General features: G+C 72.2%; 10 protein-coding genes. 6 read left to right on the top strand and 4 right to left on the bottom strand.

The annotated features are described in order from the left end of the window. Positions 1-433 precede the first annotated feature (433 nt). Together ACWDS7_RS39485 and ACWDS7_RS39480 are read left to right on the top strand one after the other, a co-directional pair. Entirely contained in the window at positions 434-2215 is a 1782-nt protein-coding gene (locus ACWDS7_RS39485; RefSeq protein WP_451933432.1) for an amino acid transporter, read from the top strand. 167 nt (positions 2216-2382) lie between these two features. Next, positions 2383-2760 carry an STAS domain-containing protein gene (locus ACWDS7_RS39480; protein ID WP_451933431.1) on the top strand — a complete coding sequence of 126 codons (378 nt, stop codon included), beginning with the start codon at positions 2383-2385 and terminating at the stop codon, positions 2758-2760. Here the strand turns inward: ACWDS7_RS39480 and ACWDS7_RS39475 are convergent. After that, positions 2745-3662 (bottom strand): SCO6745 family protein, encoded by a 918-nt coding sequence (locus ACWDS7_RS39475; protein ID WP_451933430.1) that lies wholly within the window; start codon positions 3660-3662, stop codon positions 2745-2747. The two genes, ACWDS7_RS39480 and ACWDS7_RS39475, sit on opposite strands and share 16 nt — an antisense overlap. A gap of 476 nt (positions 3663-4138) precedes the next feature. On the opposite strand from ACWDS7_RS39475, the gene ACWDS7_RS39470 reads away from it, so the two are divergent. Beyond that, positions 4139-5212, top strand: a complete 1074-nt coding sequence (locus tag ACWDS7_RS39470) for a hypothetical protein (RefSeq protein ID WP_451933429.1) — start codon at positions 4139-4141, stop codon at positions 5210-5212. A gap of 184 nt (positions 5213-5396) precedes the next feature. Further along, the gene (locus tag ACWDS7_RS39465; RefSeq protein WP_306865390.1) at positions 5397-6353 is read left to right on the top strand and encodes a TIGR03885 family FMN-dependent LLM class oxidoreductase; all 957 of its coding nucleotides are present in this window, start codon (positions 5397-5399) and stop codon (positions 6351-6353) included. A gap of 78 nt (positions 6354-6431) precedes the next feature. On the opposite strand, the gene ACWDS7_RS39460 is transcribed toward ACWDS7_RS39465, so the two are convergent. Further along, positions 6432-7040 (bottom strand): TetR/AcrR family transcriptional regulator, encoded by a 609-nt coding sequence (locus ACWDS7_RS39460; protein WP_451933428.1) that lies wholly within the window; start codon positions 7038-7040, stop codon positions 6432-6434. A gap of 67 nt (positions 7041-7107) precedes the next feature. Here ACWDS7_RS39460 and ACWDS7_RS39455 point away from each other — a divergent pair, with 67 nt between their 5' ends. Further along, entirely contained in the window at positions 7108-7950 is an 843-nt protein-coding gene (locus ACWDS7_RS39455; protein WP_451933427.1) for an MBL fold metallo-hydrolase, read from the top strand. A gap of 121 nt (positions 7951-8071) precedes the next feature. On the opposite strand, the gene ACWDS7_RS39450 is transcribed toward ACWDS7_RS39455, so the two are convergent. Both ACWDS7_RS39450 and ACWDS7_RS39445 read right to left on the bottom strand, forming a co-directional pair. Continuing rightward, positions 8072-8269: a WD40 repeat domain-containing protein gene (locus ACWDS7_RS39450; RefSeq protein WP_451933426.1), complete on the bottom strand. Its 198-nt coding sequence runs from the start codon at positions 8267-8269 to the stop codon at positions 8072-8074. Between the two features lie 465 nt (positions 8270-8734). Continuing rightward, a complete protein-coding gene (locus ACWDS7_RS39445) occupies positions 8735-9208 on the bottom strand; it encodes a MarR family transcriptional regulator (RefSeq protein WP_306865397.1) in 474 nt (157 codons plus the stop codon). 120 nt (positions 9209-9328) lie between these two features. On the opposite strand from ACWDS7_RS39445, the gene ACWDS7_RS39440 reads away from it, so the two are divergent. Beyond that, entirely contained in the window at positions 9329-10177 is an 849-nt protein-coding gene (locus tag ACWDS7_RS39440; protein ID WP_451933425.1) for an alpha/beta fold hydrolase, read from the top strand. Positions 10178-10310 lie beyond the last annotated feature (133 nt).

Below are 10310 nucleotides of genomic sequence, written 5' to 3'. Positions count from 1 at the left end.
GCAGAGGCCGGCCCCCACAACCGCTGAGGAGACCGTCATGGAAAAGCACGACGAGCACCGCCGCGGGAGCGCGCCTTCCGCGGCGGGCCGGTCCTCCGGCACACGGGGGGCCGGGATCGGGGGATCCCGGCCACCTCTCGCGCACACCGGCGCGCTCTCTCGCCGGCGTGCGCACGTTCGTTTCCCGGAGCGGGGGAAGGGGTCCGGAAGCAGGGACGGCTGACCGGAGGGCGACCACCCAGCATGGGTAGTGTTCCTCTCTTATGTACGACTTTGAGCGCAGGGGGTGACCGGGTTGACCATGTCGACCCCGCCGGATACCAGCTCTGGGATCCGAAAATGGTTACTTGACGGTCTGCACCGGCCTGATCTGAAGACCCCCGGGCCCCACCACGAAGAGACTCCGCACAAGCAGCACGCCTGGTGGCAGGTCATGTGCCTGACCGGCGTCGACTACTTCTCCACCCTCGGCTACCAGCCCGGCATCGCCGCCCTGGCCGCCGGGACCCTCAGCCCCGTCGCCACCCTGCTGCTGGTCGCCCTGACGCTGTTCGGCGCGCTGCCGACCTACCGCGCCGTCGCCAAGGAGAGTCCCAACGGCCTGGGCTCGCTGTCGATGCTGGAGAGCCTCCTGCCCGGCTGGCGCGGCAAGCTGCTCGTGCTGTTCCTGCTCGGCTTCGTGGCCACCGCCTTCATCGTGACAATCACCCTGTCGGCGGCCGACGCCACCGCGCACATCCTGCACAACCCGTTCGTCCCCGAGACCTGGCAGGGCTGGCAGGTGCCGGTCACGCTGGTGCTGATCGCGGCGCTCGGCACGGTGTTCCTCATGGGCTTCAGCGAGGCGATCTCCATCGCCGTCGTGCTGGTCGCCGTCTACCTGATCCTCAACGTGGTCGTGCTGGCCGTGGCCGTACAGCACGTCGTCGCCGACCCCAGCCTGATCACCGACTGGCGGACGGCACTGACCGCCGAGCACTCCAGCCCGATCGCGATGATCGCCGTCTCCCTCTACGTGATGCCCAAGCTCGCCCTGGGCCTGTCCGGGTTCGAGACCGGCGTGGCGGTGATGCCGCTGGTCAAGGGCGACCTGACGGAGCGGATCAAGGGCGCCAAAAAGCTGCTGACCACGGCCGCGCTCATCATGAGCGTCTTCCTGATCACCTCCAGTTTCGCCACCACCCTGCTGATCCCGGCCGAGGAGTTCGCCGAGGGGGGCAAGGCCAACGGGCGCGCCCTGGCCTACCTGGCCCACGGCTACCTCGGCGACTGGTTCGGCACCGCCTACGACATCAGCACGATCGCGATCCTGTGGTTCGCCGGGGCCTCCGCGCTGGCGGGCCTGCTCAACATCGTGCCGCGCTACCTGCCGCGCTACGGAATGGCGCCCGACTGGTCACGCGCGGCCAGACCGATGGTGCTGGTCTTCACGCTCGTGTCCTTCGCGATCACCTTCGCCTTCGGCGCGGACGTGGAGTCCCAGGGCGGCGCCTACGCCACCGGCGTGCTGGCGCTCATCCTGTCGGCCGCGGTCGCGGTGACGCTCTCGGCGTGGAAGAAGGGCCGGCCGAAGGTCGCGATCCCGTTCGGGACCGTCACGCTGATCTTCGCCTACGCGACGGTGGCCAACATCATCGAGCGCCCCGACGGCCTGGTGATCGCGCTGTTCTTCGTCCTGGCGATCGTCGTCACCTCGTTGATCTCCCGGGCCACCCGGTCGACCGAGCTGCGGGTCACGAAGATCACCATGAACGACGAGGCCCGCCGGTACATCAACGAGGCCGCCGAGATCCATCTGATCGCCAACGAGCCGAACGCCCGCGACTGCAAGGAGTACGTCGACAAGGCCCGTGAGGCGTGGGAGCGCCACCGGCTCCGGCGTGCCGAAGGGCTGATCTTCCTGGAGGTGACGGTCCCCGACGCCTCGGAGTTCACCTCCGAGCTGCGGGTGATCGGCGAGGAGCGTTACGGCTTCCGCATCCTGCGGGTGGAGAGCGCCACCATCCCCAACGCGATCGCGGCGATCCTGCTCCACCTGCGCGACGAGACCGGCAAGCAGCCCAACGTCTACTTCCACTGGGCCGAGGGCAACCCCGTCGGCGCGCTCCTGCGGTATCTCGTCTTCGGTGGCGGGGACGTCCCCCCGCTCACCCGCGAGGTCATCCGCCAGGCCGAGCCCGTCGCCGAGCGGCGCCCCATGGTCCACGTCGGCTGACCCGGCGGTAGCCGCACCTGCCGCGTGGCCTCCGGCCGGCGGCCCGCGCCGTTACGCACATGTCTCCTGACTGTCGCCCAACCCGCCGGACGGGACGGGTATACCTTGATCAGTCTGGACAGCAGCCGGCGCGGGCCGCATCGTCGGTGCATGGGAGAGACAGCGCGATGAGTAGAGACCTGGTCATCCACGTCACCCATCACGAGGAGGCGGGCTGTGCCGTGCTCACCGTCGAAGGCGACATCGACCGCAACACCAGCCCGCTGCTGCGGGAGGCCGTCCGCGGGCTGGTGTCCGGTGGAAACGTCAGGATCGTCCTCGACGTGGCGGAGATCACCTTCTGTGACTCCAACGGCCTGCGGACGTTCCTCAGCGGGATGACCCTGACCTTCGACGCGGGCGGGTGGCTGCGGCTGGCGAACGTGCAGGGCCACTTCGAGCGGCTGCTGCGCATGACCGACCTCTACAGCTTCTTCTCCATCGACGCCGACGTGGTCGGCTCCCTGAAGTACGCCTCCGACGGAGGACCTCAGGCTTCCGGATGAGTCCGGGGGGCGTCCTCCCCACCCGGGAGGACCGGGAGGACGGGCGGCCAGGACAGGCCCATCGGGTTCGGCACCGGGAGCGTGCCCGACTCGACCACGGCGGTGGCCAGGGGGTGCAGCAGCCGGGAGAGGGCGGCGGTGCGTTCCTCGCCGAGGGCCCGCCAGGGACCGGCCGCGGCCTCGTCGGTCAGCCGCTCGATCCGGTCCCGCTCCCGCGCGCCCAGCGCCGTCAGACGGTCCGAGCCGTCCAGCCACCCTCGCTCGCGCAGGCCGGCGGCGCCGGCCGCCCAGTCGTCCGCAGCCCAGTGCCGCCCCGCGCGCAGGACGTCGATGCCGGTCTCGTCCGCCGCGGCCTTGAGCAGGTGGGCCTGGACCGGGGACACGCCGTGGGCCACGAGGACGGCCACGTGCCCGTCGCCCCGGTGCTCGCGCAGCGTGGTCGCGGCCTGCCACAGCTTCAGGTACGGCTCGTCCGGCGCGGGCAGGGCCTGGTTCGCCGCGCCCAGCACCCGCCCCGCGGTGTCGGCGTGTCCGGCGGCCTCCCAGGCGAGCGCGGCGGCGGCGGCCACGTCCGCCGGGTCGGCCGGCGCGCCGGCGAGCAGGCGCCGCAGAGCGGCTCCGGCGCCGTCGAGCCGGGCGCGCAGCACCGCGGCGGGGGGCGCGAACGTCCAGGCGTCGGGTAGGGCGCGGGAGACCCGGCCGGGGTGGAAGCCGTGGAAGGCGGCGGTGACGACGTCCGGGCCGACCGGTCCGAGCGGCGCCGCCCGCATCGCGAAGTAGCCCATCCAGAACCCGCGCATGCCGGCCGCGTCGGCGGCCTGCCGCGCCTCGGGCGCGAAGTAGGTGACGGCGTGCAGGGGCTCCAGCAGGTGCCACATCACGCGGGGGACATCGGCGTTCATGCGCGTTCCTTCCAGCGGTGGCGGGTCGTCGATCAGTATCCGGCCGGACGGTGGCCGGACGCCAGGCAGGGTTCCCGGCCGGACGCCAGGCGGTGCTCCCGGCGGTCCGGCGGCCGGACGCCAGGCGGTGCTCTCGGCGGTCCGGCGGGCAGTGTCCCCGGCGGTCCGGCGGGGAACGCTCCCGGCCGTCCGCCCTCCCGTGCGGCGGGCTCCAACGGACTTCACATGATTTATAGGGACATGTCACCAGCGGCGGCCGGTAGTTGACTCCATCAGGCTCTGACGGGTCAGGGCGGCGAGAAAGGTTGGGTCTTCTCAAGGGGGGCCGGTCGGGCTATCAAGAGCTCAGAGCCAGTTGTCAGCCGGGCATCCCAGCACAGCGGCCCGCATGCCGTACGGCGTCGCGGGCGTGTCCGGCCGTCCATGCCCCCCTGAGCCGGAACGAGGCCGACATGCACCGGTTACGAAAAGCGATCGTGAGAATCCTCTGTGTGATGTCCATGCTCGCGGCCGGCCTCACCGCCGTGGCCGCGAGCGCCGAGGCCGCCGTCCCCAACCGGTGGGGGTTCGCCCACGTCAACGTCAACTCGGGCATCCCCGACCTCGCCCGTCAGGCGGGGAGCTGGGGCGCCGGGTTCAACGTCTCGGTCTCGCCCGGCGTGGTGGGGCAGACCTACGTGAAGTTCCCGCAGATCGGTATCGCCAAGGGAGTCGTGCACGTCACGGCGATCTCCCAGTCCGCCTACTGGTGCCAGGCGCAGAAGTGGGGGCCCAGCCCCACCCCCGCCGGACCCGACCTGGTCGCGGTGGTGCAGTGCTACCGCTACGGCGGGGCGCCGGTGTTCACCCCGTTCACCATCGCCTTCGAGCAGAGCACGGGCGTCCTGCCCGCGCCGCAGGCGTTCGGCTACGTGCACTACGACGGCGCCTCCGTCGTCGCCGACTTCAACTCGGCGGCGGCCCTGAACACGGTCGCCGGGGGCGCGGGAGTCTGGACGGTCACCCTGCCGGGCCTGGGCTCGGCGACCCTGGCCGGGAACGTCCAGGTGACCGCCGTCGACCCGGTCCAGCCCGCCCGCTGCAAGGTCGGCGGCTGGGCCTCGGCCCCCGGCGCGCAGACGGTCCAGGTCCGCTGCCACAACGCGACGAACCTCCCGCTCAACACCGGCTGGACGCTGACCTACCAGCGTGAGCGGGCGATCACCGGGGCGGCGGTCCCGCCGAAGAACTTCGCCTACACCTTCGACAACGCCCCGGCCAACCCCGGGCCGTACGCGCCGGCGCCCGCGGCGGTCAACTACAACTCCCAGGGCGGGATCAACACGGTGCAGACCGCCGGGACGGGCCAGCGCCTGGTGACCTTCCCGACGGTCGGCGTCCTGCCCGACCACGTCCAGGTCACCGCCTACGGGCCCGGTCCCGAGTTCTGCAACCTGGTGAGCCTCTGGAACACCTCGTCAAACACCGCGATCGTCCGCAACGTCGTCTGCTACAACGCCACCACCCGGGTGGACCGGCCCTCCCTGACCACCTACACCTCGGCCTTCTGAGGCTGGCCGTCCGCGCCCCCGCCCGCGCTGCCGGCGGGGGCGTCCCGCCGGTCCCGTACGGCACGCCCTGCGGGACCGGCGGCGTATCCGTCCGGTGTGCCGTCCGTCCGTCCGGTGTGCCGTCCGTCTGTCTGGTGCGCCGCCCGCTCCGCGTGGACGGGGCTCTCCCGGGTAGCGGGAGACCATGGCGACCTATGGCTTTCACTCATCACATGAGCAGATCCATCCGGCCGAGCTGCTGAAGGCGGTGGCGCGGGCGGAGCAGGCGGGCTTCGCGGCGGCGATGTCGTCGGACCACTTCTCGCCGTGGAGCGCGAGGCAGGGGCACTCCGGTTTCGCCTGGTCCTGGCTGGGCGCCGCCCTCCAGGCCACGGAGCTGCCGTTCGGCATCGTCAACGCGCCCGGCCAGCGCTATCACCCCGCGATCATCGCCCAGGCGATCGGCACCCTGGGGGCGATGTTCCCCGGCCGGTTCTGGGCCGCGCTGGGCACCGGGGAGGCGAGCAACGAGCACATCACCGGTGACCGCTGGCCGCGCAAGGACGTCCGTACGGCCCGCCTGCGGGAGTGCGTCGACGTCATCCGGGCACTGCTGGCGGGGGAGGAGGTCAGCCATGACGGCCTGGTGACCGTGGACCGCGCCCGCCTGTGGACCCGGCCGGAGGTCCCACCCAAGCTGGTCGGAGCCGCGGTGAGCGCCGAGACCGCCCGCTGGTGCGCGGAGTGGGCCGACGGCCTGATCACGGTCAACCGCCCGGTCGAGACGCTGCGCGAGGTCATGGCGGCCTACCGGGAGGCCGGCGGCCGGGGGAAGGTGGCCCTCCAGGTCCACCTGAGCTGGGCCGAGAGCGAGGAGGAGGCCCTGGCGATCGCCCATGACCAGTGGCGGAGCAACGTCTTCGGGCCGCCGGTGAGCTGGGACCTCGACACCGCCGAGCTCTTCGACGTGATCTCCGCGGAGGTGCCTCCGTCGCGGGTGACCGAGGCGGTCAACGTCTCCGCCGACCTGGGGCGGCACGCCGCCTGGATCAACGAGTACGCGGAGCTGGGCTTCGACGAGATCTACCTGCACCACGTCGGCCAGGACCAGAGCGCCTACATCGACGCCTTCGGCGCCAAGGTCCTGCCGCAGCTCCGCTGAACGCCTCTCCGCCGGATAGGGTCCCGGTCCCGCAGCGGGGGCGGAGTGGTCGGGGCCGGAGTGGCCGGGGGCGGGGACTCAGGGGCCGCCGGGGGTGAGCAGGCGGCTGACGGCCCGCTGGGCGCGGGAGGGGGCCGCCGGATCGCGGTGGAGCTGGATGGCCTGGTCGGCGGCCAGGGCGACACCGTTCAGCTCGAAGGCGAGCTGGTCGACGTCGGTCTCCCCGGGCAGCTCCCCGGCCTCGACGGCGGCGCGGATCTCGCCCGTGACATAGGCCGACCAGGCGGACAGGGCCGCGAGCACGGCGTCGCGGACCGGGCCCGGCCGTCCGTCGAACTCGGTGGCGACCGAGGTCAGGAAACACCCTCCGGGCGCCTCGCCGTCCCGCATGTAGTCGACCCACTCCGCGAACACGCGCGCCAGCCGTTCGACTCCGGGCCTGGCGCCCGCGACCCTGGCCGGCACGCGCAGCCGGAACGCCTGGACCGCGGCGTCGAGCGTGGCCAGCTGCAGCGCCTCCTTCGTGCCGAAGTGGCCGATCACTCCGGCCTTGCTCATCCCCAGGTCGGTCGCCAGGCGGCCGATCGTGAGGCCCTCGAGGCCGTCGGTCGAGGCCAGTGTGAGAGCGCACTCGATGATCCTGGTCCGGGTGCCGGCCGCCTCGGCGGCGGACTTGCGCGGGCTCATGACACCAGCTTAATCTACCGATCGTTCGCTAAAAACATCCGAACGTTCGTTATCTAAAGGAGCCGTCGTGCGGATCCATCACCTCAACTGCGGGTCGATGCGCCGGATCGACCCCGTCGGAGACAGCCCGCTGGCCCCCGCCCGTGCCCTCTGTCACTGCCTGCTCGTCGAGACCGACCATGACGGTCTCGTCCTGGTCGAGACCGGGCTGGGCACGCCCGACGTCGCGCGGCCGGAGGAGACCCTCAGCCGGGATTTCCTCGGCCGGGCCCAGCCGGTCCTCGACACGCGGGAGACCGCGTTGCACCAGGTGACCGAGCTCGGCTTCCAGCCGGAGGACGTACGGCACATCGTGCTGAGCCATCTCGATCTCGACCACGCCGGCGGCCTGCCCGACTTCCCCTGGGCCCAGGTCCATCTGCGCGAGGCCGAGCACCGTGCCGCGATGGCCGCTCCCGGCCATCATCCGGAGGACCGCGTCCGCTACCGGCCCGCCCACTGGGCGCACCGGCCGCACTGGGTGACCTACCCCGGCCACCAGGGCGACCCGTGGTTCGGCTTCGACGCGGTCCGCCCGCTCAAGGGCCTGGACGCGGAGATCCTGCTCGTCCCGCTCGGCGGCCACACCCTCGGCCACAGCGCGATAGCCGTGGCCGACGGCGACCGCTGGCTGCTCCATTGCGGCGACGCCTACTACTTCCACGGCGAGATCGACCCTGACAGCCCGCGGGGTCACCCGGGCATGGACACCCTGCAGCAGATCACCGAGGTGGACCGGCCGCTACGGCTGGGCAACCACGCCCGCCTGCGCGAACTGGTCCGCCTGCACGGTGACGAGGTGAGCGTCTTCAGCGCCCACGACCCGTGGGAGTTCCAGCGCCACACGTCGTCCGTCCAGCGCTCCGAGTAGTCGACGCTCTCAACGGCTCGGAGCACTGGAGCGCGGCCCGGGAGGGCGCAGGCGCCGCGTCAGGGGCACACCGTCCGGAACTCCCTTTCGGCAGGCACGTACTGCGCCCATTCCGCGCGGGTCAGCGAGCGGCCCGGAGGAGATCGCTGGGGATGCCGACGTCCCACAGCCGTACCGTGTGGTCCGCGCTACCAGTGGCCAGTGTGGTGCCGTCAGGGCTGAAGGCCACCGAGGAGACCTGGTCGGTGTGGCCGGTGAGGGGCGTGCCGAGCTGCCGGCGGGTCGCCATGTCCCACAGCCGTACCGTGTGGTCCGTCAACTGGGCGTTGCTCCAGCTCGCTCTCCAGGGCTTCCCGCGTCGGCTCCCGGCCGCTTTCCCGGAGCCGGGCGATACCGGCTTTCACCGTGTCGGTGAGCATGTTCCCGCCGACCGGGGTAAGGGCGCCGATCCCCGCCGAGGCCGGTGCCGTCGCGCCCACGCTCGCGGTCAGCAACGGCGCGAACGCACCGGCCGACAGCACCGCCACCGTGCCGGGGGAGACCACCGTCGCCCCCGTCGCCCGCGCCAGGCGGGCCACCCGGGCCCGTACCCCGGCCCGCATCAACCCCGACTGGCCACCGTGCGGCTTGGCGCTCACCCCGCCAATATCGCTCGGCCGCGGTCACCGAAATCATGAAAGGTGCCAATCGCCATGAACCTGTGACCGGCTCCTCGCCCGGCGGCGTATCTCCTCCGGCCTCTCAGCCCGTCTCCGGCCTCTCAGCTCAGCCCGTCTCCGGCCCCTCAGCCCGTCCGGCCGGGACGGCCCGGGTGCATGCGGGTCAGCGCCTGCGGGGTCAGCCGCCGCGCGAGCGCTTCCAGCGCGGCGGCGACCTCGCCGATCTCCTGGGGGTCGTCGGTGCCGAGCGCCGCGGCGAGCGCGGTGTCGATGGGGGCCGAGCGGACGGCCGCCACGCGGTCGGAGACCTCGGGGGCCTGCTGGACGAGGAGCCTGCGGCGGTCCTTGGGGTCGGCCTCCGTCACGATGGAGCCCGCCTCGCGGAGCCGGGCGACGCACGCCGACACCTGGCTCTGCGGGAAGCCCGTCCGCGCGGCGATCTCGCCGACGGAGCTGCCCGGATGCTCGCGGACGTCGCTCGCCACGATGAGGACCGAGCGGTGGCTGGTGGAGTGCGGGCCGAGGCCCTCGGTCGGGAGGGCCTCCTCGCCGATCTTCATCAGGGTCCGCCCCAGGAGGAACAGCTCTACTCCGTTCATGCCCACGAAGCTACATCAAGTTAGATGCATCTGAACTGATGCATCAGTCTTGATGTATCAAAATTGATGCATTAAGGTCATCGGTGACGGAGCAGGACACGACCACCTGGAAGGACTCACATGAGCGCGACGAAGACGGACCTGCTGCCCGTGCCGGGAGCCGACATCTACTACGAGATCCGCGGCACCGGTCCCCTCCTGCTCGTCTCGGAGAGCGGGGAGGGCGACGCCAGGCGCAGCGCCGACCTGGTCGATCGGCTCGTCACCCGCTACACGGTGGTCACCTACGACCGCCGGGGCCTGTCGCGCAGCACGGTCGGCGACCCGGCGCAGCCCCTGACCATCGCCACCCACGCCGCCGACGTCCACCACCTGCTGGCCGCGCTGACCGACGAGCCGGCGCTCATGCTCGGCTGCAGCTTCGGCGCTCTCATCGGGCTCCACCTGGCCGTCGACCACCCCGGGCAGGTGAGCACGCTCATCGCGCACGAGCCCGTCGCGCCGCGGCTGCTGCCCGGCCCCGAGCGGGACTCCACGGACCGCAAGCTGGGCGACATCCAGGAGACCTACCGTCGCGAAGGCTGGGCCGTGGCCGTCAGGAAGGTCGCGGCGGTCCTCGGTATCGACCCCGCCTCGCAGGAGGTGGAGCCGGGTCTCCGGCCGCGCCCGATCGGCGCCGACCGGGGCCCCAACTTCGAGTTCTTCCTCGAACACGACTTCACCGCGATCCGCCGCGACACGCTGGCGGGCGCCGACGTCGCCGCGCTGAAGGGCGGGCCGACCCGGGTCGTGCCCGCGGCCGGCCGTACGACCCCGCGGGACGTCTTCGACTACCGGTGCGCGCAGGTGCTGGCGGAGCTGCTCGGCGGTGTCGACCTGGTGGAGTTCCCCGGCGGGCACAACGGCAACCTGACCCACCCCAGGGCGTTCGCGGCGCGGGTGTGCGAGGTCCTCGACGGGCCGGCCTGACATGGGCGGTACGGCCGCGCGGCCGGGGAGCGGCTGCGGAGCGGCCGGGGGAGAGCGGGGAGCGGCCGGGGGAGAGCGGGGAGCGGCCGGGGGAGAGCGGGGAGCGGCCGGGGGAGAGCGGGGAGCGGCCGGG

The organism is Streptosporangium sp. NPDC003464 (assembly GCF_053588315.1).
This window is presented reverse-complemented; position numbering and strand designations above follow the sequence as displayed.